Here is a 25,095-nt window from a genome sequence, read left to right on the forward strand (position 1 = left end):
TATGTACGGGTCGCACGTCTCGTAACTTCTGTCTGTGTGTACTGTGGTACCATCCACAACAGACCCCCAACCGACTGACTGTAGACTATCGACAGAAACGCTGACAAAGCGGGCACCGGTTCACATCACGAGGTCCGTTCGTAGCCGTCCCCAGTGGAGGCGCCACTGGCGCAGTCGGCGCCGACGAACGGGGGCGTTGCGTCAGTTGATCGAAAGCGAGACGATTAGTACAGCGCATCATACTCCTCAATAATAGACGCTATTTCGGCACGAAGTTCGTCTGGATTTCGGCCATCAAGCCAGCCAGACTGGTTCAGAAATCGAATATCCACATCGTCTGTCGCAGCGAGATATTTGAGGGCTTGATGTACGTCTTGATCGAAGCCAATAATCACGGCCGGTTCGCAGAGAGTCAGTTCCTGGCGGAAGTACGGTCGCATGCGCCGAGCTTCGCTATGTGTGAGTCCCTGCGCTGGGACAAGGCCACGTTCTTTTGAGAGGTGTGTTAGATGTGCGTTGGTCAATCCGAGCTCCGACAGAGTCTCGTACAATAGGGTATCTCCACTATCGGGGAATGATCGTCCAGAGCGTTTTAATCCGACAAACCAAATCGGTCCGTCTCCTCGAAATCCCTCGACACCCCTGTAGTCTGGAAAAAAGAACAAGTCGTCCCCGATTTTCGGGTCCGCTTGCATGTCGTACTGTAATCTCTCCATTGGGGTGGGGACAGTGCCGATCATTGTGGATAGCGCGACGCATCACGGTCATCGACTGTCCATCCGTGGTCGCTACTCGGGCGGGTATTGCTGACGTAGAGGAGAGGCCAGCCTTCGACGCCGCTCCTCGCTGGAGTATACTGTGATTTCTGCTTTCGGAATTGCTCTGCGGGTGTCGGTGGGAAGTGGCCGGACCGGTGTACACAACCTATCATCGGCTATATAATATTCATACACCTATATCATAATATACCCTCTATTGGCCCTGTAGGGCGTAAAAACGGCGATTTCATCCCATTTCAAAGTATCAATAGAACGGTGGTTACCTGCCACTGTATAGTAGGATGTGGTTATCGAGGTCGTACTGTGACGCATCGGTTGGCGTACCAAGCCAGCGGAACCACCCGGGAGGGAAGATTTAGGTTATCAGATTAACATTATGGGGTATGGGGCGCCCCAGTCCGCTGATCCACAAGCGATCTTTGCGCAAGAAGGGCGGCGAGTGGACGGTAATCGGTATCGGTCTGTTGTCGCTGATCAGCATACTTCTGTTCGTGAGCAGTGATGCAGAGCCTCCCGCCTTACTGGTACTCGAACTACTCCTTGGAATTGCTTCGCCACTTATACTTATTCACACAGGATATCGCTTTGGAAGGGGAAACATCCCAACGTCTGCACGGTGGCGGATCGCGATCGGGGTCGTCGTTGGGATTCTCTTTGCAACAGGGTTCGGACTATGGCTCATTCAACACCAGCTCATGCAAGGTGGGCAAATAATCGATAGCTGGTATCTTACAGTCACACTTGGATCATTTGGAGCAGTTATTGGGCTGACAATAGCGGTCATTCAATTGGAGCCGAGACATAGACACTCGCTCTTTCCAGGTCTCGTTCGTCAGAACGAGCCACCCACGCCCCCCAATGTGCATATGCAGCCGTCTACAGTTTCGCTCACAGAGTTTCAGCGGCAACAGGTCGACACCGTTCTATACGAACATCAGCGGTTGCAGCTCGCGATTCTCGAATACGTGTATCTGCGTCAAGGACTGTCGCTCTCAGTAGATCAAGTGGTAGACGCCCTGTTAGTCGATTTCGAAACAACTGATGAACACCAACGCAGGACGCTGAAGACTGGCCTGATACGGACACACCTCCCGTATCTCGCCAATTGCGATCTCATCGAGTACGACCGAAGCAACAGCACAGTCAGTGCTGGTGAACTGAATACCTGACGTCGGGTGTCGCGGTCGTATGCAACGACCCACCCCGCCGCTGTCTAGTGATTCAGCAGCCCCCTTGCGGCCAACGACCCTAGCGGGCGAGTGCGACGGCGGCGCATCCCGAAGACGACGGTCTCAGGCGCTGTGAGTGAGTCGGTCGGTTATGCAGACATGCACAATCGGACGGGCGTGCCGTGGTCGCCGCCGAACGAAACGGCATCGTCGTCACCAACACCGGACTCGTTCGTGATCGAGCACGGCGATGAACTCGTCGTCGCCGGGACCGACGAGAACAGCAGCCGGTTCCAGGCAGGATTCGTCTGCTCCAACCTCACTCACCGCTGATTTTATCTGGCTATTGAAACAATCACCCGGCATGGCCGAACAGCCTGTCGACGTCGAGCCGGGCGGGCAGAACGTCGCTGGTGAGGCGCCTGCAGCGGAGCCAGAGGCCGTCACCGCCGATACGACCGTCCACGACGACGACGTCGAACTGGAACGAACCATCGGGCTGGTCGGTGGGCTGGCGATCGGAATCGGGACCATGATCGGAGCGGGTATCTTCGTCTTCCCGGGGTTGGCGGCGAACAATGCGGGGCTCGCTGCCACCGTCTCGTTCGCGATCGGCGGGGTCATCGCGTTGCTCGTGGCGCTGCCGACCTCTGAACTCGCCACGGCGATGCCCCGTAGCGGTGGCGGCTACTACTTCATCTCGCGAGGGATGGGGACGGCCTACGGTGCGATCGTGGGCCTCGGCCTGTGGCTGGGACTGATGTTCGCCTCCGCGTTTTACCTCGTCGGGCTCGGCCACTATGCGAGCGCCGTGTTCGCCGAACTCGGCGTCGGGCTCTCGTTTAGTCCCGTCACCGGGATCGGGTTACTGTTCGGAGTCGCCCTGACCGCGTTGAGTATTGGCGGCACAGAGAACACGGCCACTCTCCAGAACGTGGTCGTCGGAATCCTCCTCGTGGTGCTCACGGGATTTCTCTCGTATGGCGTCCTCGACGCCGTGGGCGTCTTCGGTCGTGGAAGCGTCCCGGAGGCGTTCTTCTCCAGAGGGTATTTCCCGGTGCTGACAACAGCTGCGCTGGTGTTTACATCGTATCTGGGGTTTGCACAGGTCGCGACCGTTGCGGGCGAGATCAAACAACCGGGACGGAATCTCCCGCTGGCGATGGTCGGGTCGGTTCTCGTCGTTACGGTCTTCTACGTCGTGACGATCTTCGTCGCGACCAGCGCGTTCGGTGCGAACCGGCTGGGGCAGTTCGGGGAGACGGCGATGGTCGAGGTGGCCCGTGACTTCCTCGGGCTGCCGGGTGCGGTCGCGATCCTTGGTGCCGGACTGCTGGCGACGTTCTCGAGTGCGAACGCATCGATTCTCAGCGCCTCGCGAGCAGTGTACGCGCTGAGCCGTGACGCCCTGCTTCCCAGAAAGGCGAGCGAGGTAAACCTCCGATACGGCACGCCACACGTCGCGTTGCTCGCCGCCGGTGGCCCGATCCTCGTTCTCGTCACGACCGGTCAGGTCGAACTGCTCGCGGAGGTCGCTTCGTTCCTCCACCTGATCATGTACGGGCTGATGTGTGTCGCCCTGATCGTGTTGCGACGACGGAACCCGGAGTGGTACTCGCCCAGCTACCGGGTACCGGGCTATCCGGTGGTCCCGGCCGTAGGTGCGCTCGCGAGCTTCGGACTGATCGCCTTCATGCAGCCTGCCTCGATCGGTATCGGCGTCGGGGTGATGCTCGTCTCGTACCTCTGGTACCGTTATTACGCTGGAGACGTCACACTCAAAGGGGACATCTGACAATGACGGACCGTCCATCGATACTCGTACCGATTCGCGTGCTCGAAGGGGAGTCGGTCCCTGAGGGTGTTCCCGACCTCCTCGCGAACGCCCACGTCGTCCTCCTGGGGTATCACGTCATTCCGGAACAGACTGCACCGGGGCAGGCACAGATGCAGTTCGAAGAGCGAGCCACCGACCATCTCGACGAATACGAGGAGATCTTCGAGGCGGCGGGAGCGACCGTCGAACGGCGTCTCGTATTCACGCACGACGGACAGAAGACGATCGACCGAACGATAACCGAGCACGACTGCATGGCTGTCCTCGTCCCGAACGCAACGGGAGTGGTCGAAGACGTGCTCGTCGCCGTCCGTGGGACCGTGGGAACCGACCGTCTCGTCCGTGTCGTTGCCGGTGTGTTCGGTGAGATGGACGCCTCGGTAACGCTGTATCACGTCGCCGAGAACGAAGAGACGGACGAGGACGCCGAGACACTCCTCGATGGACTGGTAGAACGACTGGGAGACCGCGGTATCGACACGTCGACGATCGAGACACGAGTCGAGCGGGATCAAGACCCCCTCGATGCGATCGTCGACGCATCTGCAGCGTTCGACGTCGTCGTCATGGGTGAAACGGACCCATCCCTGGCGACGTTCGTGTTCGGTATGCCAGCGACGCAGGTCGCCAACCGGTTCCTCGGTCCCGTTCTCGTCGTACAGCGCGAACCCGCCCCGAATCAGAGGGAAGAGTGAGAAAGTAAACCGGTGGAACGCGTAGGTCGAGAACGACCACCGACGGAGTGGACCCTTCGAGTGGGTGCCAGTCTCGTCGTTGAACGTGCGGTCGCGATTCGCAGACAGATGCCGTTGAAACTCTCTGTAGCTGCCGGTTCTGACGAGCGGTCAGAGCGGCAGCGAGGACAGGCACCACCGTCACGCCAGCGAACCTGCTGTAACAGGTCCTCTGGGACCGGTTTCGACCAAAACACATCCGGCGGGACCACTCGTGTCGGACACCGCGGGAGCGGTGCCCGTGTCCGCTGTACCTTCACAGCGACCGCTCGGCAGTAACAACGCTCTCCTACGCAAGAGCGGTCTTCCTGAAGCGGGGAATCGTCGACCATAGGTATCGGCGGTTTCCCGCTTCATTCTCCGGTTCTGATGGGGAAGCTGACGCCGTCTAGCGGTTCGCCGAATCCGCCCCAAACATAAGTGTCTGTTATTCCACAACACATGCATGGCAGCCGTTGATTACAAGGATGTCTTCGATAAGGCCGAGGTCGGTATCGCTCTCAACGACCCGGAACGGGGGGTGATCGGGAAAGTCAATGAACGGTACGCCGAACTCATGGGCTATAGCCCAGCCGAACTCGAGGAGATGGAGATCGAGAAGGTCAGTGCAGATGACCCCCAGTTCGATCAGGAGGCGGCGATGGAAAAGATTCGGCTGGCGCTCGACGGCGAGTCCCAGCAGTTCGATTGGTTGTTCAAGCGGGCGGACGGCAGCCAGTTCTGGGGCGAGGTCGTACTCGAACGAACCATGATTGGTGAGGAAGACCGCCTCCTGGCATTCGTCCGTGACATTACTGAGCGCAAGCAGTACGAGCAGACACTCGAACAACGAAACCAACGCCTGAATGAGTTTGCTGGTGTCGTCTCTCACGATTTACGGAACCCGTTGAACGTCGCCTCGGGGCGGCTCGAGTTGGCCCGCGAGGAGTGCGATAGCGCGCATCTCGACGCGGTGGCACAGGCCCACAAGCGAATGGATGACCTCATAGAGGACGTGCTCTCCCTCGCTCAGGCTGGTAAATCAATCGTCGAGCCCGAGCCTGTCGATTTGGCTAACCTCGTTCAGGAGTGTTGGCGGTCCACCGATACGGACGACGCATCGCTCAACATAGCAGACGGGACCACCGTTCAAGCGGACAAGACTCGCCTCCAACAGCTATTATGGAACCTTATTCGGAACGCGCTCGACCACGGCGGCAAAGAGGTGACGATCACGGTCGGCAGCCTCGACAACGGGTTCTACATCGAGGACGACGGCCCGGGCATTCCGGACGCTGAGCGGAAGCGAGTATTTCAGGCCGGCTACACGACCTCCTCTGACGGTACCGGGTTTGGACTCCGAATCGTCAAACAAATCGCCGACGCCCACGGGTGGGAACTCGGAATTACGACAGGCAATGACGGTGGTGCCCGGTTCGAAGTGACGGGCGTCCAGTGTAGCTGAGGTCTACAGTGTCTGTACTCACCGCAGCGCCCGCGGGCAACTGACGACGCCCGCTGTTTCTCGGCGTCGACGGTGAAAGTGGCGCTCACGACTGGGACGGGTACGAACAGGCGTTGGGTGTCGTCGAGGACGAAGCTGATGGGAAGGTCGAACTCGTCGACAGCCGTTGTGGGACGGTTGGACGGATACGTCTGCTGTCGCGTGTGCTATCTCGGCTGCACCGGGACAGACACGTACTTTTAAATCGTAGTGAAGGTAATCGAACACTTAGAACCAGTGCTCTACAGCGCGAGGGGTTTATCATGCCTACCACGCATCCCGGAATCGATCGAGCCGCGACGTGGGTACAGCCAGACCAGATCCAGCGGCTACGGACGGGCTGTTACGACGAACAATTTCAGCCACGGTTCCGACAACGGAACGAGGCGGTCATCACGCTGCTGTACGACAGTGGGCTCCGCGTCAGCGAACTCGTCGACCTCGACGTCGACCACCTCGACCTCGACAGCGGCAAACTGTATCTGCCGGATGTCGAGCAACCACAGACGAAACACACGAAATCGGTATCGAATACGGCCATAGAACTGGATCCCGCTCACTCACTCGGGACGATCCGTCTGCTCAAATCGTATCTCTACAACCGGGACGTCGAGACGACTGCCCTATTCCCATCCAGAGAGCGGGATCGGTTGACGCCGAAAACGGTTCGGGATATCGTCACCAAGACCGCCGAAGCCGCCTCCATCCACCCGTATACGCTCACTGGTCGAGGCGATACGGCTGACGTGTCTCCACAGACGCTCCGGCACGGGACCGCCTGGCGGTTGCTCAACGTCGAAGAGCGATCGATAGCAGCTGTCCAGAAGCGACTCCGCCACACTGCTCGTTCCACGACGAAAGCGCTCTACGGACAGTTCCAGCCCGGGACGGCTACGTCAGTTACTGCCGACAGTGAGAAAGTACCCGGTCGCCTCGACGAATCCACGCTGACCGAGGGCATTCTCGACGCCATCCCAGAGCTCCTGTACGTGTTCGATACGAACGGCCAGATGCTGTGGTGGAACGAGCGCCTCTCGACTGTGACCGGCTACTCGGATGCCGAGATCGCCACGATGCACGCACTAGAGTTCGTCCCTGACAGTGATACGGCACAGCTCGCAGAGACGATATCGACCGTCGTCGAACAGGAGACGGTCGAAACGGAGGAGTCACACCTTGTGACGAAGGACGGGACGCAGCTTCCGTACGAGTACAACGGTGCGCCACTCACTGACGATGGCGGTACCGTCTGGGGGCTCGTCGGGGCAGGGCGCGACATCAGTGCCCGAAAAGCAGCGACACAAGCAGCCGAGCGTGAGCGGGCTCGGTTCGACCTGTTCGTCGACGCGGTCACGGACTACGCGATGTTTCTCCTCGACACTGACGGTCGGATCAGAACCTGGAACGAGGGCGCTGAACGGATTAAAGGATACTCTGAGGCGGAGATACTTGGCGAACACTTTTCAGTCCTCTATCCGGACGAGGCTGTCGAGAACGGCGTTCCGGACGCCCTACTCGAAGAGGCAACCACCGAAGGACGCGTCGAAGACGAGGGCTATCGAGTCCGCAAGGATGGCGCTACCTTCTGGGCGCACGTGACCATCACGGCACTCCACGAGGACGGCGAACTGCAGGGGTTCGCGAAGGTGACGCGGGACATGACTGATCGGCGGGCACGTGAGCGCGAGATCGAACGCCAGCGCGACGAACTGGAGCGGGTGAATCGGATCAACACCGTCATTCGAGACATCGGGAAAGCGCTCGTACAGGCCAGCGATCGGGCTGCTATCGAACAGGCAGTCTGTGACCGGCTGGCGACCGTCGAGTCGTACGCCGCCGCGTGGATCGGTGAACCGCAGTCGACGGACAGACATCTTACGCCCCGTTCGTGGGCCGGACTCGACAAACAAGACCTCGATGAACTGCTCAGCGTGGTCGAGAACGGCGACTCGTCGGTGTGCCCGTCAGAGCGCGCGCTCCAGACACACGACATCTGTGTGGGTCGAGACCGAGCAGTGTGTCCGGCGACTGAAGCCGCCAGCGACATCCTCTCGACAGACGACGGTAGCGTTCCCATCGCGATTCCGATACTGTACCGAAAGACGGTCTACGGCGTTCTCGTCGTGTATGCCGACGGGTCGGTTCCTATCGGCGAGCGCCAACAGACAGTGCTCGCGGAACTCGGCGAGACGATCGGGCACGCGATAGCCGCAGCGAAGCGCAAGGAGGCACTCGTCGCCGATAGTATCGTCGAACTCGTGTTCGACTGTTGGGACCGAGAGCAGTTCTTCATCCAGGCTGCCACGACGCCGGAGTCGACAGTATCGCTCGAAGGGGTCGCGAGACGAGACGACGCCTCGTACCTCGAGTACTTTACTGTGACAGGAGCGTCACCAGCCACCGTTCTCGAAAGAGCGGCCCAGCTCGGAAGCCTCGACCACGCCCGAGTAATCAGTTGTCAGGATGACGACTGTCTCTATGAGGTGTGTGTGGACGAGGCATCAGTCATCACGGCAGTCGCGGAGTTCGGCGGGACTATCACGGAGATGACCGCCGAAAATGGACACGGAACCGTTCGTATCGAAATCCCGCAATCGGCCGACGTCGGGAATGTGATCGACGTGCTCGAGACGACGCTGGCAGAGGCCGAACTACGAGCGAAGCGGACTGTCGACCGACCGATCCAGACTGACTATCGGTTCCAATCGACCATCGGTGAGCGATTGACGGACAAACAACGCGACGCGCTTGAGGCGGCCTACTTCGCTGGATTCTTCGAACGACCACGCCTCAGTACCGGAGACGACATCGCGACTTCACTCGGGATTTCGCCCTCAACGTTCCATCAACACATCCGTGCGGGCTTGCAGAAACTTCTCGCAGTCACGGTTGAGACATCCACAGAAAAGGGCATATGACCGCCGATACCGGATGAGTGTGGCAACATTGCTACTATCCTCAAGCGAGAGGGACAGTGTATGCGAAAGCAAGAGCTCATCCACATCCACTGTCTGCTCGCAGTGATACGTCGATACCTCGCGGAAAGTGACGACATCCAGATACCGGCAAACGCGTTCGAGACGTACGATTCCCAGGATATTGGTCCTACAGCGATTGCTGAGCGGAAAGACGTACACGCTGTGGCAGTCGATCACCTGTTGGATGGATTCGACGTGATACTCACACCCCAGCGGAGCAGTGGAGATGGGTCGACAGTATCCGCAGAGTCCCCCGGCTCGTCGACTTCGAAACCCTAGTCCAGCCACTACCGGATTGGTAGGGTAGTAGCTCTATGGATCGCCACGCCAAAACTCGAAGTTGCCGGTATGGCAATGTACCTACCCACACCGGCTGCGTTCCACCCCCCACGCGCCATCCAGCCCTTCTCCACCCCTATTTTACCTCTTTGTGAGGCTTCGTCCTCGAGGAGCATCGCAGTCCGCTAAGCGGACAAGAAGCGCGGTAGGACGGGGATACAGCCGACGCTTCTTGCCAGTTGATGCGTGCCGAAGAGGTAGCCGGCAGTCGATGCCTGCATCATCGCGTATATGCAAACCGAAGGGCTCGGCTGTATGCGCTCTGCGACGGTTACAGACGGACCCTCGTGGGGATGAAGTGCTCATAGACCCATCACCAGAGAGCTGTGGCTTCCAGTGACTGCTCCGAACTGATCAACAATCCGCTACTCAAGAACGGCAGATGTGTGTAAACTGCCGAGTACAGCACCATACTGGAATGTTTATATCCCGAAAAGTGAGTTTTTCGCCGTAGACGTTCAATTTCTCGTCAATCTATCATCATAATTGGCATTACATCCCCCAGATTGGTCGATTCGACGACCGTATCGGCGGCGTCGACAGCCGTGTCGGGAACACGGTCGTCCGGATCGAACAGGACTGCGGTATCTGCCTCGACGAACGCCTCCGTATCGGTGTGTGAATCCCCGACGTACGTGATGTCGGTGTGGCTCCGTGTATCGCGTATCCGTCGCAGTATCGCACCCTTCTGGTCGGGGCCAACGCCGACTTCGATGCCCGAGAGCTTCCCGTCCTCGAACTGGAGCCAGTTTCCACGCACGAAGTCGGGGTCGTACTGTTGGAACTGTGTAGCGAGGTTCGCGATGCCGGCGCTGAGTATCCCGAATGCGACGTTCTCGCGGTGCAGTCGAGCGAGAAGTTCCGGTGCCCCCGCTTTGGGCTTGACTGCACGAGTCGCTCGGTCGATATCCGACTCGGTGATCCCGCTCGTACGCCACCTCTCCACGGTCGCTCGACACCACTCCTCGAACGAGAGCTGATCCGCCTCGAGTCGGTCCATCAGCGCGTCGCCCGCCGGTGTCGTACCGTAGAGCGTATGCAAGAGGTCGAAGCCCCCTCGTTGTCGGGTGAGTGTCCCGTCGAGGTCGAAGACAACCAGTCGCTCCATGCTACCGCTCTGCGACGACCTCTATCTCGACGTCGATATCGACGGGCAGTTTGACGACTTCGACGGCGCTCCGAGCGGGATACGGCGCCGACATGAGTTCGCCGTAGACCTCGTTGACTTCGTCGTAGTACCGCATGTCCTTCACGAACACGGTCGCTTTCACGACGTCGTCGAGCGAGACGCCGCCGGCCTGCAGGATGGCCTCGACGTTCTCGAGCGTCCGTCGAGTCTGCTCACCGGGTGTTCCCGGAATCACCTCGCCAGTGTCCGGGTCGACCGGGCCCTGTCCGGAGACGTAGATACGGTCTCCGGTCGCGATGCCTTGTGAGTACGGTCCGATGCTGTCTGGTGCGTCGTCGGTGGTTAGTTCTTCCATGGGTCGTGACTCAGTTGGTCGTCGGTGGTTCGTCTGCGTCGTACACTTCGTTGATGAACGGCGTCGGCAAGCTAGTCGTCAGTCCGCCGTCGAGGACGAGATTCTCGCCGGTGACGAAACTCGACAGTTCGGAGGCGAGGAACAGGGTCGTGTCGGCGACTTCTCTCGGCGTGCCGAATCGACCGAGCGGATACTGATCGAGCCAGCGCTCGCGAGCGCTCGTCTCACCGGTCCGTTCCTCCGTGTTCTCCATCTCGGCGCGCCTGTTTGCCGTCTCGATGGTGGCCGCAGAGACGACGTTCGAGCGGATACCGTGTTGGCCGTAGTGGGCGGCGATGTTCCGCGACAGCGCCAACAGCCCACTTTTGGCTTCCGAGTATCCGGAGAGGCCGATACCGAACAGGCCGTTGACCGAGCCCATGTGAATCATCGACCCGCCGCCAGCGGCGACCATCGCCGGCAGCACCTCCTTGCTCAGGAGGAACTGGCTCTTCAGGTTCAGATCCACCATCCACTCGAAGGTCTCCTCGTCACAGCGGTGTAACAGGTTCGCAGACTCGTCTGCCCCGCCGGCGTTGTTCACGAGTACGCGGACGGCGCCGAACTCTTCGACCGTCGTATCGACGAGGTCCCGTACGGCGTCTCGGTCTGTGACGTCGCATTCGACCGGGACGACGCGGCCGTCGTGTTCGGCGGTCAGTTCCGTCGCAACCGCGTCGACGTCCTCGTAGGTACGCGAACAGACGACGACGTCGCCGCCCGCCTCGGCGAACCGGGCTGCGATTTCGCGTCCGATTCCCCGAGACGCACCGGTCACGATGGCCGGGCGGTCGGCTAACGATAGCTCTACCATAGCGATGACACCCACGAAGGCTGCCCTATTGAAACTTGTTCTCGTCCGCTCATGAGATTCGGTACTCTTCGACCGCGTCCATGTCGACGTCGATGCCGAGTCCGGGGCCCTCCGGGGCCGGGAGGCGACCGTCGGTCACCTCGAAGGGGTTCTCGATGACGTCCGCCTCCCAGCCGTAGTACGTCGAATCCGGCGGCAGGGCAAAGCCCGGGATACCGGTGAACGCGTGGAGGATGGCCGCTGTCCGAATCCCCAGATCGAACGCACAGTGGTGCGTGAAGGGGACGCCGGCGTCTTCGAGGACGGCGGCTTGCTGGCGGAGGCCGCTGATACCGCCGGCCGGGGTCAGGTCGATGACGCCCACGTCCATCGCACCGGCTTCGACGAGCGACTGGATGTTGTGTGAGATGTAGGTATCCTCGTTCGGGGCGATTGGCTGTCTGAGCCGCTGTCGCAGGCGGGCTAACGACGTGTGCGAATCGACTCGAATCGGCTGTTCCATATACTGGAGGTAGACGTTCTCGTCTTCGAGCATCGCGCCGACGCGAACCGCCTGGTCGAGCGTCCAGCCCTGATTCGGGTCGAGGCGGAACTCCAGTTGCCCGTCGACTTCGTCGTGCATCGCGACGATGCGCTCGACGTCCTGTCGCCAGTCCCGCCCGGCCTTCGTCTTGAGGACGCTGAAACCCGCTTCGAGGGCTTCCCGAGCCTTGGCGCGTGACTCTTCGGGCGAGAGGATGCCGAGACAGAACGCAATCGGGACGTCGCTGGGTGCGGTACTGTCGCCGTCGACGCTCTGTCGGTGTTGCTGGGACCCCTGTGTCGGTGCCGTCCACCCGCCGAGGAGTTCGTAGACGGGGCGGTCGAGGGCTTTGCCGACGATGTCCCAGCAGGCCGTTTCGACGGCCGCGAAGAACATGTCGACGTTCGTGTACTCGACGAACACCTGTCGCCGGAGTCGTTCGATCTCGAAGGGCGACTGGCCCCGAATCATCGGGCCGACACCGTCTTCGATGATGGACTCGGTGGCCGCCGGTGAGAGGAAGACACGCATCTCTCCCCAGCCACTGATGCCTTCGTCCGTGTCTACGCGCACGAGGACTCGCTCCATCGATTCTAGCCGCCCGTGATTGGTCACGTACGGACCGATTCCGAGGTGGTCGTCTAGGTCGGCCAGCGGTACGTCTACAGTCACCGCTGACACGCCGGTTATCTCCATGCAAGCCCGTCGTTCGGGAACGATAATCAAAGTACCGTTTCGGGCTACGTGTTCACCGCGTCGATGGCGGTTCCGACCCACTGCAACGACTGCTCCGGTAAGAGTCCGTAGTTGTAGAACGAGAGACGTGGGACCCCTCTCGACTCGAGAGTCCGTACGATATCGACGACGGTTGCCTCGTCGTGAATCGTCGGGTGGCCCGGCAGGAGGCCGACGTGGAGCGGGACGTCGTCGACGAGACTCTCGACGGTGCGATAGGCTTCCAGCACCTCCTCGGTCGTCGATTCGTAGGCCGGGAGACAGTAGTAATCGACGTGCGTAGAGAGTGCCGCAAGGTCGGCACCGACCATCCACTCACGGCCGGGTTCGGGTGCGCCGACGTAATAGCCGAGCGGCGTCGGCCCGGCGGCGTCTGCCAACTCGGCGTACAGTGACGTCAGCGTCTGCTCGCGGACGTCGACGTACGCGGCAACGGCGCTGTGCTCCGTGAGCCACGCCTCCGGTGAGCGGTCGTATGCCACGTCGCCAGCGACGATAGCGTCGAGTGTTTCGGCGACAGTCGTGCGGGCCCGGCCGACGTCGACGCCGGCGGCCGTCGCGTTCTCGCGGCAGTGTGGACAGAAACACAGCCCGAGCAAGAACTCGCCGAGCGGCCCCAGCCGAGCGTGAATCTTCTGGTGGTGCCAGCCGAAGCCGGTCCCGTAGAAGTAATCGAAGGTCTCTAGCTCGATGCGGTCGAGTCCGTCCCGCGACGCGAGGTCCGAGACGAGTGCCGTGAGGTACCTCTGGACCTCGGGGTGGGAGGGGCACAGACCGAAGACGAGGTCGTCTCCGTGTGCCGATTCGAGCGTACATCCGGGGTTGTCCATTCCGAGGCGGGAGTTGTGACAGCCGACGGTCCAGGAGGTCACTGTCAGGTCGGTCAGGCCGTCGGCGACGTCGGCGACCCAGTCGCCGTCCATCCCCTCGTAGGGCACTGGTTCGAGCTGTCCGTAGTCCGGACCGGTCTCGAAGTACGAACTCGCACGGGCAAACAGCGTTCGCCGCTCGGGATTGTGCGGTGTGAACGCCTGCACCGTGTGGTAGTTCGTCGCGAGGTTCACCTCGTCGATGCCGATGCCCCGAAGCCGCGCTTCGACCTCGGCCGGGCCTTCGTCCAGGATATCCCATGGGTACGCCCACGTCGCGAATTCCATACCCAAGCGACCACCGGGGTGATAATAAAAGTAGAGGCGCTACTCTTTGACCGCACCCGCGGTCATCCCGGCGACGATGTACTCCTCGAGGAAGGCAAACAGGATCAACAGCGGGATGATGCCGATGACCGACACCGTGAGCATCATCCGCCAGTCGGTCTGTAGCGCGCCGACCATCGAGAAGACACCGCGTGGGATGTTGTACTTCGCGCTGTCGGTGAGGAAGGTGAGGACGAACAGCAGTCGGTTCCACGCGTAGAGGAACGTGTAAGTGACGCTGGCCACCAGTGCCGGCTTGGTCAGCGGCAACACGATCTTCGTGAGGATCTGCAACTGGCTGGCGCCGTCGATACGCGCCGACTCCTCGAGTGCGACGGGTATCGTCTTGAAGTAGCCGTACAGCATCCAGACGTTGAACGGCAGGGTGAACGCCGCCGCCGGGATGATGACGGCCAGATAGGTGTTGAACAGGCCGAACTGGGTGATGACGTCGAACAGGCCGACGATCAGCACGACCGGTGCGAACATCTGGACGACCAGCACGGAGAGGAGGAAGGTCCGCTTGCCGACGAAGTCGTTCCGGGCACAGGAGTACGCGGCCGGAATCGCCAGCAGGAGCGTGAGGACGACCGTCCCGAGCGAGATGACGAAACTGTTCCCGATCCACAGGAGCACGTCGGTCTGTGACCAGACATCGACGTACGCCTGAAAGCTGGGGTCGGAGGGGAACAGCGTCGCCGGCGCAGAGAATATCTCCGATTCGGGCTTGAACGTACTCGAGAACATGGTGTAGAACGGGAGCATCATGAGCCCGAGCAGCGCTAGCAGCACGCCGTAGAGGCGGACTTTGCGGAGGCCGCTCCGGTCGTGGCCCGCCATCGTCATAGCTCGTCACCTCCGCGCGTGTAGATGCGCAGGTAGATGATAGCGAAGACGAGCAGGAACAGGAACCCGATGACGCTGTAGGCGGCCCCGCGTCCGAGATTTCCGTTCTGGAGGCCGACTTGGTAGATGTGGATGACGAGCGTCGCCGTCGAACTGATGGGACCGCCACCGGTCATCGTCCAGATGACGTCGAAGCTGACGAACGTCCAGATGGTCGACAGCAGCGTGGCGATGAGTATGACGCTCTTCAGTTGCGGGAGCGTGATGTAGCGGAACTGGTGCCACTTCTCGGCGCCGTCGATGGCGGCTGCCTCGTACAGCTCCTGCGGAATCGACTGGAGCCCCGCGAGGAAGATGATCGCCATGAACGGCGTCCCGATCCAGATGTCGGCGACGACCACGCCGAGCCACGCTATCGATGGGTTCCCGAGGATACCGATGCCCTGCTCGATGACCCCGAGTTTCAGCAGGATGGCGTTGAGGTAGCCGAACTGCGGGTGCTCTATCCAGCGGAACACGACCGCCGAGATGGCGTAGGGGATGCCCCACGGGATGAGGAACGCGGTACGGAAGAACTTCCGACCGCGGATATCCCCCTTGAGGTGGATGGCGATGAGCAGGCCCAGAACCGTCTTGCCGGCGACGCCAGCCAGAACCCAGCGCCCCGTCTGCCAGAGCAATCGGTAGAAGATGTCGCTGTCGAATATCTCGACGTAGTGCTGGAGTCCGACGAACGTCTCGATAGTGGAGTCGGCCGGCGACCGGTACAGCGAGAGCCGAAACGTCTCGATAATCGGGTACCCGACGACCGCCAACAGGAACAGGGCTGCGGGTGCGATGAGGAGATACGCGCGGCTGTTTCGCTGGAGGTACGCCAACCCTCGTTCGAGACGTGAGTCCTCGGACGCCTCGGTATATTCCTCTGCCAGACTCATTCCTGTCTGTCACTCCATGGCATCTTCGAGATCACTCTGGGCATCATTGAGCGCTTTCTGCGGCGTCTTCCGTTCTGCCAGCGCTTCCTGAATCGCCTGGACCATCCGGTCGTTGAACTCGCTGAAGTTACTGAGCTTCGGCCGAGCGCGAGCGTACTGTCCCGCCTCGACGAACGGCCCCCAGTTCTTCGAGTCGGAGAAGTACGACCGCTCGCCGACGGCTTCGACGACCGGGAGGAAGCCTTTCTGCTTCGAGTACTGGAACCGGCGCTCCTCGTCGAAGTAGAAGCGAATCAGGTCGCGTGCGAGGTCCTTGTGCTCGCTCTGACTCAGGATGGCGAGCGTATCGATGGTAAAGAGGCTGTATCGCCCCTCGGGCCCGCGGGGTACCTGCACGATGCCGTAGTCGAAGTCGACCTCATCGTTCTCTTGTGCCGAGGTGATGTTGAGTCCGGTGTAGACGTGTCCGATGACCATTCCTAGGTCACCGTTCTCGAACAGTTGCCGAATGTCCTGCCGAGTCGACGAGAGCGGCGAGGACTGTGTGACGTCGTGTTCGAGGTGGAGGTCGGTGTACAACGAGAGGGCGTCGACAGCCCCGCTGGAGTTTACGACCGGCATTCCTTCGTCGTCGACGAGGTCTGCGCCGTGCGACCAGTGGTAGTGGTAGTACTGTGAGCCAGTCTCGATGGCGTCGGCCCCCGCAAGCCCGAGGGCAGGCACGCTGGCATCGCTGTCGCGGATTTGCTTTGCGGCGTCCACCATGTCCTGCCACGAATCGAGCGACGGGTTCTCGGGGTCGAGACCGGCCGTCTCGAAGACGTCCTTATTGTAGTAGAGACACTTATTCGAGGCGGCCCACGGCACGCCGTAATGCGAGCCGTTGTACATCGTCCCCTCGGCGACGCCGTCGTAGAACTGCTCGCCGAACTCGCCGTCCATCATGTCGTCGAGCGGTTCGAGCGCGTCCTTGCCCACGAGTTGAGGGATCCAACGCGCAGGCCACCGACTGACGTCGGGTGCTTGGCCGCCGTCGACGCGGTTGTTCACGGTCTGACGGGCGTTGTCCCACGTGACGCTGGTGAACTCGACGTCGACGCCGTGTTCTTCTTCGAAGGCCGCGTTGTTCTCCTCGAAGAACTGCTTGATGTTGTCGCCGACGCCCATCGTGAGAAACTGGACGCTCTGGGTACCGCCGTCGCCGCCGTCACTTCCGCTACCACTGTCGCCGTCGCCGCCATCGCTTCCGCTACCACCGTCGCCGCTACAACCGGCGATGGCGATGGCGCCGCCTGCGCCGAGTGCCTGAAGTAACTGTCGGCGGTCGATACTGTCGTCGCTAGACTCGGGGTTGTTATCGGGCTGCATCATTATTGTCACTCAGTCCCATGTACATAATTGTTTGTGTTTGTATCGCGTGGCTCGCTGTTCAGGCATTGTTCTCGTGAATCGCGACCATGAGAGCCGCGAGTTCCTCACCGATGATCGAGCGGATTCGGTCGCCCGTCTCGGCGCTCGCCCGCTTTGGCGCGCCGATGGCACCGGACGACGAGTACGCGTCGAACGAGCGATAGACGGTAACGGTGCCCCCGTCGAGCAAGTCCTGTCCGCCCCACTCGTAGTGTTCGTCCATCGGTTCGCCGTCTCGGGCGTCCGGGTCGCCCACGAGGTCCGGTCGCAGGGCAAGCATGAGGGACGTCTCGAACTCGCCGCCGTGGGCCATCCCGCCCGTCTCGGTCGTCCGGAGTTCCTCGATTCGGTCCGATGCCAATCGGAAATACGTCGTCCCGAGTACCTCCGCCTCGGTGTCGACGCCGACGGTGCTCACGACGGCGTCGATGAGCGGGCCGTTCCCGCCGTGGCCGTTGACGAACAGCACCGCATCGAACCCGTTCTGGATGCCGGTGTGTGCGATATCCTCCAGCGTCGCTCGCAGGTGAGCGAACTCGAGTGACAGGGTACCGCCGAACGATAAGTGATGTGGCGAAAAGCCACTCCAGACCGGCGGTGTCACGACGACGGGAACGTCGTCTAAGCGCTCGATAGCGGCGTCGACCATCGCTTCGACGAGAAGCGTGTCGGTGACGACCGGTAGGTGGTTGCCGTGCTGTTCGACGCTCCCGACGGGGATGACGAGGACGGAGCCACGTTGCTCGCCGACATCTCGGACCTCACTCGCAGTCATCCCGGCCCACTCACACTCTCTCCGACCGATAGTCTCGTACAACATGTTATGCCGACTCCGTCCGCCGTAGCTGAGTCATCTCTACGCGCTCGCCATCGGGCTCGAACAGATGCATATCGTCTGTGTGGAATCCCAGCGATATCTCGTCGCCCCGCTGCGGTCGGTATTCGCTATCGACCCGGGCCACGACCTCCTTAGAGCCGCCTGCCGTCTCCAGATAGAGGAAGTTGTCCGAACCCATCGGCTCGACGACGTCGACGACCGTATCGATGTACTCACCGGCGCCTTCGGCGACGAAGTCCTCCGGTCGCACGCCGAGGGTGTACTCCCCGGCAGGGATGTCGACGTCGAGCGTAAATCCGACATCGGGCGAATCGAATCGGGCACCGTCGTCGCTGGCCGTCACACTCACCTCGAAGAAGTTCATCGAGGGCGAGCCGATGAATCCCGCGACGAACTCGTTGTTTGGTTCGTCATAGCAGCGCTCGGGCGGGTCGACCTGCTGGAGTTCCCCCTCGTTGAGAATCACGATACGGTCGGCCATCGTCATCGCCTCCGTCTGGTCGTGGGTGACATACACCGTCGTGACGTCGAGTTCCTCCTGAATCCGCTGAATCTCCGTGCGCATCTGCGTCCGTAACTTCGCGTCGAGATTCGACAGGGGCTCGTCCATCAGGAACACCTCTGGATCACGGACGATAGCCCGTCCGAGCGCCACGCGCTGTTGCTGGCCGCCCGAGAGTTGTTTCGGCAAGTCCTCCATGAGATCCGAGATTTCCAAGAGCTCGGCGGCTTCTTCGACGCGCTGTTCGATCTGGTCGTCGTACTCGCCGGACAGACGCAGCCCGAAGGACATGTTCTCGCGCACGGTCATGTGCGGGTAGAGCGCGTAGCTCTGGAACACCATGGCGATGTTCCGGTCCTGCGGACGGACGTCGTTGACCACTTGTCCACCGATAGCGATCTCACCGTCCGTGACTGTTTCGAGCCCAGCAATCATCCGAAGCGTGGTTGATTTGCCACACCCCGATGGGCCGACGACGACGACGAATTCCCCGTCTTCGACGGACAGGGATAGGTCCTCGACTGCAAGGACGTCATCGTCGTATACCTTGCTGACGTTTGATAGTGTAACCTCACTCATACCGAGTGAGAGAATGGTCGCAATCATGGGTAATAAATGTTGGCAGTATCCGTCCCAGCAGGCAGCACAACCACGTCAAAAGCAGCGGTTTGGCCGTCACGCGGACGAAGGGAGCCAGAACCTCCCGACGTTGCGGTGCTAACCGTGTCGGGATACGTTGCTACTCGTGGGGTCTTCGAGACGGCCGGATACGGGTATGGTCGATAGAGCGGCTCTATCTGCAAGAAATCGAGTCTTGCAGGTTCGTTGATTGGGTTTTCAACCCTATTGAAACGCGCTGAGTGACGTCCGTCGAAACGTCGGTGCAATCGAGAATGCGGCATTAGAGGGGCTATATCGTCGGAATCCGAACCTTGGCCCGGGAGAGCGATTCTCCATGTGAGTTGTTGTCATTCTTCGTGGGCCGATATCCCAATGAAAATAACACGGGTACGTTCGTTAGTGTATGTGGGTTGGACGGATGATACCAGTTTTCAACTCTGTTGGAAATTTTTTATGCGGTGGGGGAAGCTATTTCACCCTGGACAAAATAGGAGTGAGATATGCCGACGCAAGACAAGAAAACAATCAGCGCCGTCGAGACGACGTTGGATATCTTATCCGCTCTGGGAAAACTCGAGCCAGTGAGCCTCTCTGAACTTGCTACGCAGTTAGATATCCCCACGAGTACGGTCTTTATCCATCTCAACACGCTCGTCGAGCGAGACTACGTCGTCAAGGAATCGGGGGAGTATCGGCGGTCGTTCAGGTTTCTGGAGGTCGGTGGTAGCGTTCGCCACCAGTTGGACGTCGGCCGACTACTCCGGAACAAGGTCGAGGAACTCAGCCGTAAAACCGGCGAAATTGCTGGGGCCGGGATCGAAGAGAACGGACAGAGGGTAATCCTCTATCGGAGTTCGGGTGAGAAGGCCGCTGGCGACGAAATTCCCATTGGCAACCACACCGAGATGCATTGGACGTCACTCGGCAAAGTGATCCTTGCGAACCTACCACTGGAGCGGCGGACGGAGATCATCGAAACACACGGGCTACCGAAAGGCACCGAGGAGACACTGACGTCACGAAGTGATCTCGAAACAGCGCTCGAACGAATTCGTGACCAAGGCTATGCGATAGACGACGAGGAGCACCTCAGAGGCGTCCGCGGCATCGCGGTGCCCATATTCGACGAAGACGAGGAAGTCATGGTGTCGCTGGGTATCACTGGCCCCAGAGACCGATTTACCTCTAGGTACATGGCGAATTTGCTAGAAATGCTTCGATATACGAAAAACGAGATCGAAGTTCGCAATCAGTACTACGAATACAGCACTATTGATGGATAGTTAGATTTTTCTTTCTTATATCCCTGATTATGGGTTCAGAATTAGGAGCCCTTTAACTATATTCTCTATATCGTGAGATAGTGGCCCATTCTCGCTGGTACTTCGCTGAGTTTGGTTTCGGCGTGTCTGGTATCACAACGAGTCTGGGCTGAGCAGTTCTCGGTCGAGCGGAGATACCGCGACCAACGAACCGGTAGCTTCGCAAACTGGCGTCTCCAAACAGTGCCAAATTCCCCGATAATAACTAGCGCTGATAGAGGACAAACGGGTCTAGGAAGCGTCTGAGCGGGCCAAAGTGCTGCTCTTCAGACACGGGTTGGTTGTTCAGTAGCCGGAGCAGGTGGCTCGTGGGTCCCGAAGTCGCGGTGGGTCTCTTCCATCCAGATGGAGACGACTGTACCGGACACGGACAGCAGAAGTGCAGTCCTGTAGAATGTGGCTTCGACGTTCACGAACGCCATCCTGCAACCGCATCGACGAGTCCCGCCAGACAGGTCAACCTGATCCGTCCGAGCAAAGTGCCGACTGAAAGACGGTTGCTGTCACTGTCAGACGCCAGCGACCAATCGGCCGTGCACTGAATCCGCATCGAAAACACCGTCTAGTGGAAGCACAGACCTCCTGTCTGCCGTACTATCCGCACCACTGACAACTAAGTCATCTCCTACCGTACGCCCTGTATTCGATGGCAGTCGCCACTTCGTCGGACACCGAAAGCTGGTATTCCCAGAGACGCAGCCAGATATACGACACACTTGCGACTGATTCAGACGGGCTTTCGACCGAGGAAGCCACAAGCCGCCTCTCTGAACACGGACCGAACCGCCTCCCGAAGGCGAAGCCGGTCACCGTCTGGCAAATATTTCTCCGTCAGTTCAAGAACCCCCTCATCTACATCCTCGCCATTGCTGCAATCGTCTCGTTCGCCATCGGTGAGGGGACAGACGCCGGGTTCATCGCTGCGGTACTGGTGGTCAATGCGCTGGTCGGCGGGAGTCAGGAGTGGCGTGCGGAACGCAGCAGCCAGGCACTACAGCAACTCATCCGAACCCGCGCGACGGTCATCCGAGACGGAGAGACGCGCGACGTCGACGGGGAGGAAGTCGTTCCGGGTGACGTCGTGCTTCTCGAATCGGGCTACCGCGTTCCTGCAGACGTTCGTCTGGTCTCGACACACGGTCTGGAGATCGACGAATCAGCACTCACTGGCGAATCAGCGCCCGTCCTGAAAGACGAAAACTGGGAAGGCGATGTTCGGACGCCGCTGGGAGACCGGCGTAACATGGCTCACGCGGGGACCGTGGTCAACCGCGGTCGGGGACGCGGGGTCGTCGTCGAGACCGGTGCCGGCACAGTCGTCGGCCGGCTGGCCGAGGACGTCACGTCCGTCGAGGGTGGGAAGCCACCCCTCGTGACGCGCATGGAGCGGTTCACCCGCGTCGTCGGACTCGTCGTACTCGTCGCCGCGGCGGTCACCGCACTCCTCGGGATTTTCATCCAGCAGTACGACGCCGTCGAGATGTTCCTGTTTGCCGTCGCACTGGCGGTGTCAGCAATTCCGGAAGGACTCCCCGTCGGAATCACCGTCGCACTGGGCGTTGCAAGCCGGCGAATGGCCAAGGTTGGCGTCATCGTCCGACGTCTGGTGGCCGTCGAGGGACTCGGGAGCTGTACGATGATCGCCTCGGACAAGACCGGGACGCTGACGGCCAACGAGCTAACCGTCAAACAGGTTCAGCTCCCCGATGGAAGCACGTTCGAGGTGACCGGCGAGGGGTACACGCCGGAAGGGAGTGTCCTCCAAGACGGACACCCCCCGGAGCCGGACAGCGCAGACGAGTTGTCTCGTCTCGGCCGAGCGTCTGTACTCTGCAACGAAGGACAGCTGTCCCGGCGGGGAGAAAAGTGGACGTGGCGCGGTGATCCGACCGATATCGCCCTCCTCGCGTTCGGTCAGAAACTCGGATGGACCCGCCAGACGGCGCTCGGTGCGCATCCACAGACCGACGAGATTCCCTTCGAACCAGAGCAGCGGTACGCGGCGACGTTCCACCGGACAGACGACGAGACGCAAGTGTTCGTGAAAGGGGCGCCCGAGCGTGTGCTGGAGATGTGTACGGCTGCAAGCGAGGGTGAGTTCTCACAGCAGGCACTCCAGCAGCAGGCAAACGAGATGGCTCACGACGGGTATCGTGTGCTCGCTGTCGCTGACGGATCGCTGGAGCCGGACGCCGGGGCCGGACACCCGCCATCCGTGCCGACAGAGCTGACGTTTTTGGGGTTTATCGGGTTGATGGATCCGCTTCGGTCCGGTGTCGCGGCGGCGATAGTGTCTGCACAACAGGCCGGTATCTCGGTCACGATGATTACCGGAGACCACCCGGAAACCGCGCTCGCAATCGCCCGCGATATCGGGCTCGCCGAGTCCCCAACGGAGGTTACGACCGGGGCTGAACTCGTCGATGCCTCGCGAGCACAACTCGAGAAGATTCTCGAAACGACTCGGGTGTTCGCGCGCGTCTCGCCGGAGCAAAAGCTCAAAATCGTCGAAGCCGCCCGGAACATGGGACAGTACGTGGCTGTGACGGGTGACGGCGTCAACGACGCACCAGCGCTTCGGCAGGCGAATATCGGGATCGCCATGGGGAAGATGGGAACCGACGTGGCGCGCGACGCAGCAGACTTAGTGATCAGTGACGACAACTTTGCAACGATCGTCGCAGGCATCGAACAGGGCCGGATCGCGTTCGACAACATCCGCAAGGTGATCTACTTACTCATCTCTACCGGCGCTGGCGAAGTGGTACTCGTCCTGATGAGTCTCGGCGCCGGGCTCCCGCTCCCGTTGGTACCCGTCCAGATCCTCTGGCTGAACCTCGTCACGAACGGGGTTCAGGACGTCGCTCTGGCCTTCGAACCCAAGGAAGGCGACGTGTTAAATCGCCCCCCACGGTCGCCGGATGAGCGGATTTTCAATCGCATCATGGTAGAGCGGGTGCTCGTCGCCGCACTCGTAATTGGCGTGATTGGGTTCGGAGCGTTCGTCTGGTTACTGGATCAGGGTCTCTCAGAGGCTGCCGCTCGCAACCACCTGCTACTGCTTATCGTCCTGTTCGAGATCGTCAATATCGGCAACGCTCGATCCGAGACGACGTCCCTGTTCCGGCTGTCACCGCTCCAGAGCCCGATCTTACTTACCGGGACGATAGGAGCGTTCTTGATTCACCTGGGGGCGATGTACTTCCCACCCGCGCAGGCAGTCCTCGGAACGGCACCCGTCGGTCCGGAACAGTGGCTCGTTCTCGGTGCGATCGCCCTGACAATCGCAGCCGCCATCGAACTCCACAAACTGAGCTGGAAGGCCCGGTATCCTCCCCGTACCGAGAGAGAGTCACCGTCGCAAACTCACGAGAAGGAGCCGTAAGGATCGGAGTCTGGCGGACAGGCAGTCGCGCTCCTCACCCGAACGGGGAGTTCGAGAACGGGCGACCGTCGAACCACTCGTTCGGCGACGCTCCCCGTGACGACCCGGTCGAGACCAGTCCGGCCGTGGATTCCGATGGTGACCGTGTCGACGTCGTGCTCTGAGACGTCTGCAAGACCCCCTCGTGTGGATTTCCCCTCGACAATTTCGGTCACGACGGACAGGGTCTGAAGGGCCTCGTCCGAAACCATCCACACAGTGGCCACGTCCGTTACGACTTCTGTGGGACCCTCCCGGTAACGACGGTCGTTTGAAACGGAGATGTGTAGCCCCGTTTTCGGTTAAGATCGTCCTAACAGAACCCTCCGACACCGCCGCATGGTTTCAGCCGTGCGATGGCGGCCCGTCCCACTGGTTGCGCTGGTACCCAGCCCTCATAGACTCCGTCAGCCGGTGTACTGCGCTCGTTGCGACCAGTGTACGCAATCTATTCAGGTGTCCGTGGCAGAACTCTATTCTGTGAATTCGACGCAACGAGTAGCGATTTCGGCTGTATCGCCGCGAATCCATAGCGAACGACGACAGAAACACGGCCGAGACTGCCGTATCTCTCGTCGGCGGCGGGACGGCGATAAACTGACGTGAAATCGAGAAAGTGCAGGATTAAATAACATAAGTACGGCTGTGAGTTCGCGGGCTCTCCGGCGCGTTTCGGGACACGGATCGGTCGGATTGTCGGGATTCGTCCGTATCGCAGGCGACAGTTTCGAGTGGTGATGGGAAGCGAGATAGAGAAAGCAGAGAGTTTAGATGAAAATAGAATGTCAGTATCGGTTGCAGGTCCACGTGACCGGGAAGCACGACTGAATCGGAGAGCGGAGACGTGCGATAGCAATCGGACGCGGTCCGACGATACCGTTTCACGACTAGGTTGTTGCTGACCGTGCGAGTTTGGTAGTATTCCGTGTCGTCGCAGGCGTCGGTCGCCGGTCAGTAGTCGTGTCTTTTCGCGAGGAATCTTCCAGTACTTCGGTACTGGATGGCGCACGTAGTCGCGGTTCGAGTCGTCGATCCACGTATCGACGTGGCCCGTTCTGCCCGCATCCCGTCTGGAATCGGTACCACG

General features: G+C 60.4%; 21 protein-coding genes and 2 pseudogenes. 9 read left to right on the forward strand and 14 right to left on the reverse strand.

The features are described 5' to 3' along the window. Window positions 1–224 precede the first annotated feature (224 nt). Window positions 225–695 (reverse strand): hypothetical protein, encoded by a 471-nt coding sequence (locus tag G9465_RS19505; protein ID WP_166973387.1) that lies wholly within the window; start codon window positions 693–695, stop codon window positions 225–227. A gap of 467 nt (window positions 696–1,162) precedes the next feature. Between G9465_RS19505 and G9465_RS19510 the strand changes: the two genes are divergently transcribed. The 4 genes from G9465_RS19510 (at window position 1,163) to G9465_RS19525 (ending at window position 4,480) form a co-directional block, all read left to right on the forward strand. Further along, window positions 1,163–1,948 (forward strand): hypothetical protein, encoded by a 786-nt coding sequence (locus tag G9465_RS19510; protein WP_166973389.1) that lies wholly within the window; start codon window positions 1,163–1,165, stop codon window positions 1,946–1,948. A 159-nt stretch (window positions 1,949–2,107) separates the two neighbouring features. Beyond that, window positions 2,108–2,281, forward strand: coding sequence for a hypothetical protein (locus tag G9465_RS19515; RefSeq protein ID WP_166973391.1), 174 nt, complete (start codon window positions 2,108–2,110; stop codon window positions 2,279–2,281). A gap of 31 nt (window positions 2,282–2,312) precedes the next feature. Continuing rightward, window positions 2,313–3,743, forward strand: coding sequence for an APC family permease (locus G9465_RS19520; RefSeq protein WP_166973393.1), 1,431 nt, complete (start codon window positions 2,313–2,315; stop codon window positions 3,741–3,743). Between the two features lie 2 nt (window positions 3,744–3,745). Then, the gene (locus G9465_RS19525) at window positions 3,746–4,480 is read left to right on the forward strand and encodes a universal stress protein (protein WP_166973395.1); all 735 of its coding nucleotides are present in this window, start codon (window positions 3,746–3,748) and stop codon (window positions 4,478–4,480) included. Here the strand turns inward: G9465_RS19525 and G9465_RS19530 are convergent. Beyond that, window positions 4,475–4,731 (reverse strand): annotated as a pseudogene (locus tag G9465_RS19530) (IS1595 family transposase); the annotation flags it as partial. The gene G9465_RS19525 and the pseudogene G9465_RS19530 overlap by 6 nt on opposite strands. A 233-nt stretch (window positions 4,732–4,964) precedes the next feature. On the opposite strand from G9465_RS19530, the gene G9465_RS19535 reads away from it, so the two are divergent. From G9465_RS19535 to G9465_RS19545, 3 genes are all read left to right on the forward strand, one after another. After that, window positions 4,965–5,963 carry a HAMP domain-containing sensor histidine kinase gene (locus tag G9465_RS19535; RefSeq protein ID WP_166973397.1) on the forward strand — a complete coding sequence of 333 codons (999 nt, stop codon included), beginning with the start codon at window positions 4,965–4,967 and terminating at the stop codon, window positions 5,961–5,963. Between the two features lie 302 nt (window positions 5,964–6,265). After that, complete coding sequence (locus tag G9465_RS19540; protein WP_166973399.1) at window positions 6,266–8,920, forward strand: bacterio-opsin activator domain-containing protein; 2,655 nt, start codon at window positions 6,266–6,268, stop codon at window positions 8,918–8,920. 60 nt (window positions 8,921–8,980) lie between these two features. Next, on the forward strand, window positions 8,981–9,259 hold the full coding sequence (locus tag G9465_RS19545) for a UPF0058 family protein (protein ID WP_166973401.1): 279 nt from the start codon (window positions 8,981–8,983) through the stop codon (window positions 9,257–9,259). A 529-nt stretch (window positions 9,260–9,788) separates the two neighbouring features. On the opposite strand, the gene G9465_RS19550 is transcribed toward G9465_RS19545, so the two are convergent. The 10 genes from G9465_RS19550 to G9465_RS19595 all read right to left on the reverse strand — a co-directional run bounded on the left by G9465_RS19550 (window position 9,789) and on the right by G9465_RS19595 (window position 19,220). After that, window positions 9,789–10,427 (reverse strand): HAD family phosphatase, encoded by a 639-nt coding sequence (locus G9465_RS19550; protein ID WP_166973403.1) that lies wholly within the window; start codon window positions 10,425–10,427, stop codon window positions 9,789–9,791. A 1-nt stretch (window position 10,428) separates the two neighbouring features. Then, window positions 10,429–10,803: a Rid family detoxifying hydrolase gene (locus tag G9465_RS19555; RefSeq protein ID WP_166973405.1), complete on the reverse strand. Its 375-nt coding sequence runs from the start codon at window positions 10,801–10,803 to the stop codon at window positions 10,429–10,431. A gap of 10 nt (window positions 10,804–10,813) precedes the next feature. Then, complete coding sequence (locus tag G9465_RS19560) at window positions 10,814–11,656, reverse strand: SDR family NAD(P)-dependent oxidoreductase (protein ID WP_166973407.1); 843 nt, start codon at window positions 11,654–11,656, stop codon at window positions 10,814–10,816. Window positions 11,657–11,705: 49 nt separating this feature from the next. After that, window positions 11,706–12,875 (reverse strand): mandelate racemase/muconate lactonizing enzyme family protein, encoded by a 1,170-nt coding sequence (locus G9465_RS19565; protein ID WP_166973409.1) that lies wholly within the window; start codon window positions 12,873–12,875, stop codon window positions 11,706–11,708. A gap of 44 nt (window positions 12,876–12,919) precedes the next feature. Beyond that, the gene (locus G9465_RS19570; protein WP_166973411.1) at window positions 12,920–14,071 is read right to left on the reverse strand and encodes a hypothetical protein; all 1,152 of its coding nucleotides are present in this window, start codon (window positions 14,069–14,071) and stop codon (window positions 12,920–12,922) included. A 39-nt stretch (window positions 14,072–14,110) separates the two neighbouring features. Beyond that, window positions 14,111–14,956 carry a carbohydrate ABC transporter permease gene (locus G9465_RS19575; protein ID WP_166973413.1) on the reverse strand — a complete coding sequence of 282 codons (846 nt, stop codon included), beginning with the start codon at window positions 14,954–14,956 and terminating at the stop codon, window positions 14,111–14,113. Continuing rightward, window positions 14,953–15,891, reverse strand: a complete 939-nt coding sequence (locus tag G9465_RS19580; protein ID WP_166973415.1) for a carbohydrate ABC transporter permease — start codon at window positions 15,889–15,891, stop codon at window positions 14,953–14,955. Before G9465_RS19580 ends, G9465_RS19575 begins: the two co-directional genes overlap by 4 nt. 9 nt (window positions 15,892–15,900) lie before the next feature. Next, a complete protein-coding gene (locus G9465_RS19585; protein WP_166973417.1) occupies window positions 15,901–17,259 on the reverse strand; it encodes a sugar ABC transporter substrate-binding protein in 1,359 nt (452 codons plus the stop codon). Between the two features lie 61 nt (window positions 17,260–17,320). Next, a complete protein-coding gene (locus G9465_RS19590) occupies window positions 17,321–18,121 on the reverse strand; it encodes a creatininase family protein (RefSeq protein WP_166973419.1) in 801 nt (266 codons plus the stop codon). A gap of 1 nt (window position 18,122) precedes the next feature. Beyond that, on the reverse strand, window positions 18,123–19,220 hold the full coding sequence (locus G9465_RS19595; protein WP_166973421.1) for an ABC transporter ATP-binding protein: 1,098 nt from the start codon (window positions 19,218–19,220) through the stop codon (window positions 18,123–18,125). A 542-nt stretch (window positions 19,221–19,762) separates the two neighbouring features. Between G9465_RS19595 and G9465_RS19600 the strand changes: the two genes are divergently transcribed. Continuing rightward, a complete protein-coding gene (locus tag G9465_RS19600; protein WP_166973423.1) occupies window positions 19,763–20,545 on the forward strand; it encodes an IclR family transcriptional regulator in 783 nt (260 codons plus the stop codon). 305 nt (window positions 20,546–20,850) lie between these two features. Here G9465_RS19600 and G9465_RS26330 read toward each other — a convergent pair. After that, a pseudogene (locus G9465_RS26330) lies at window positions 20,851–21,015 on the reverse strand (MFS transporter); the annotation flags it as partial. Window positions 21,016–21,230: 215 nt separating this feature from the next. Here G9465_RS26330 and G9465_RS19610 point away from each other — a divergent pair. Next, window positions 21,231–23,969 carry an HAD-IC family P-type ATPase gene (locus G9465_RS19610; RefSeq protein ID WP_166973425.1) on the forward strand — a complete coding sequence of 913 codons (2,739 nt, stop codon included), beginning with the start codon at window positions 21,231–21,233 and terminating at the stop codon, window positions 23,967–23,969. On the opposite strand, the gene G9465_RS19615 is transcribed toward G9465_RS19610, so the two are convergent. Then, complete coding sequence (locus G9465_RS19615) at window positions 23,951–24,220, reverse strand: universal stress protein (protein ID WP_166973427.1); 270 nt, start codon at window positions 24,218–24,220, stop codon at window positions 23,951–23,953. The genes G9465_RS19610 and G9465_RS19615 overlap by 19 nt on opposite strands. Window positions 24,221–25,095: the final 875 nt, after the last annotated feature.

The sequence above is a fragment of the Haloarcula sp. JP-L23 genome (assembly GCF_011602445.1).
Lineage (GTDB): Archaea > Halobacteriota > Halobacteria > Halobacteriales > Haloarculaceae > Haloarcula > Haloarcula pellucida.

Excerpts from the sequence above, each read along its gene's own strand:
- G9465_RS19575 (WP_166973413.1), bottom strand. The coding sequence starts at position 14,956 with ATGACGATGGCGGGCCACGACCGGAGCGGCCTCCGCAAAGTCCGCCTC.
- G9465_RS19600 (WP_166973423.1), top strand. The coding sequence starts at position 19,763 with ATGCCGACGCAAGACAAGAAAACAATCAGCGCCGTCGAGACGACGTTG.
- G9465_RS19590 (WP_166973419.1), bottom strand. The coding sequence starts at position 18,121 with ATGTTGTACGAGACTATCGGTCGGAGAGAGTGTGAGTGGGCCGGGATG.
- G9465_RS19610 (WP_166973425.1), top strand. The coding sequence starts at position 21,231 with ATGGCAGTCGCCACTTCGTCGGACACCGAAAGCTGGTATTCCCAGAGA.
- G9465_RS19565 (WP_166973409.1), bottom strand. The coding sequence starts at position 12,875 with ATGGAGATAACCGGCGTGTCAGCGGTGACTGTAGACGTACCGCTGGCC.
- G9465_RS19535 (WP_166973397.1), top strand. The coding sequence starts at position 4,965 with ATGGCAGCCGTTGATTACAAGGATGTCTTCGATAAGGCCGAGGTCGGT.
- G9465_RS19560 (WP_166973407.1), bottom strand. The coding sequence starts at position 11,656 with ATGGTAGAGCTATCGTTAGCCGACCGCCCGGCCATCGTGACCGGTGCG.
- G9465_RS19595 (WP_166973421.1), bottom strand. The coding sequence starts at position 19,220 with ATGAGTGAGGTTACACTATCAAACGTCAGCAAGGTATACGACGATGAC.
- G9465_RS19540 (WP_166973399.1), top strand. The coding sequence starts at position 6,266 with ATGCCTACCACGCATCCCGGAATCGATCGAGCCGCGACGTGGGTACAG.
- G9465_RS19520 (WP_166973393.1), top strand. The coding sequence starts at position 2,313 with ATGGCCGAACAGCCTGTCGACGTCGAGCCGGGCGGGCAGAACGTCGCT.
- G9465_RS19570 (WP_166973411.1), bottom strand. The coding sequence starts at position 14,071 with ATGGAATTCGCGACGTGGGCGTACCCATGGGATATCCTGGACGAAGGC.
- G9465_RS19525 (WP_166973395.1), top strand. The coding sequence starts at position 3,746 with ATGACGGACCGTCCATCGATACTCGTACCGATTCGCGTGCTCGAAGGG.
- G9465_RS19515 (WP_166973391.1), top strand. The coding sequence starts at position 2,108 with ATGCACAATCGGACGGGCGTGCCGTGGTCGCCGCCGAACGAAACGGCA.
- G9465_RS19545 (WP_166973401.1), top strand. The coding sequence starts at position 8,981 with ATGCGAAAGCAAGAGCTCATCCACATCCACTGTCTGCTCGCAGTGATA.
- G9465_RS19615 (WP_166973427.1), bottom strand. The coding sequence starts at position 24,220 with ATGGTTTCGGACGAGGCCCTTCAGACCCTGTCCGTCGTGACCGAAATT.
- G9465_RS19585 (WP_166973417.1), bottom strand. The coding sequence starts at position 17,259 with ATGCAGCCCGATAACAACCCCGAGTCTAGCGACGACAGTATCGACCGC.
- G9465_RS19580 (WP_166973415.1), bottom strand. The coding sequence starts at position 15,891 with ATGAGTCTGGCAGAGGAATATACCGAGGCGTCCGAGGACTCACGTCTC.
- G9465_RS19505 (WP_166973387.1), bottom strand. The coding sequence starts at position 695 with ATGCAAGCGGACCCGAAAATCGGGGACGACTTGTTCTTTTTTCCAGAC.
- G9465_RS19555 (WP_166973405.1), bottom strand. The coding sequence starts at position 10,803 with ATGGAAGAACTAACCACCGACGACGCACCAGACAGCATCGGACCGTAC.
- G9465_RS19510 (WP_166973389.1), top strand. The coding sequence starts at position 1,163 with ATGGGGCGCCCCAGTCCGCTGATCCACAAGCGATCTTTGCGCAAGAAG.
- G9465_RS19550 (WP_166973403.1), bottom strand. The coding sequence starts at position 10,427 with ATGGAGCGACTGGTTGTCTTCGACCTCGACGGGACACTCACCCGACAA.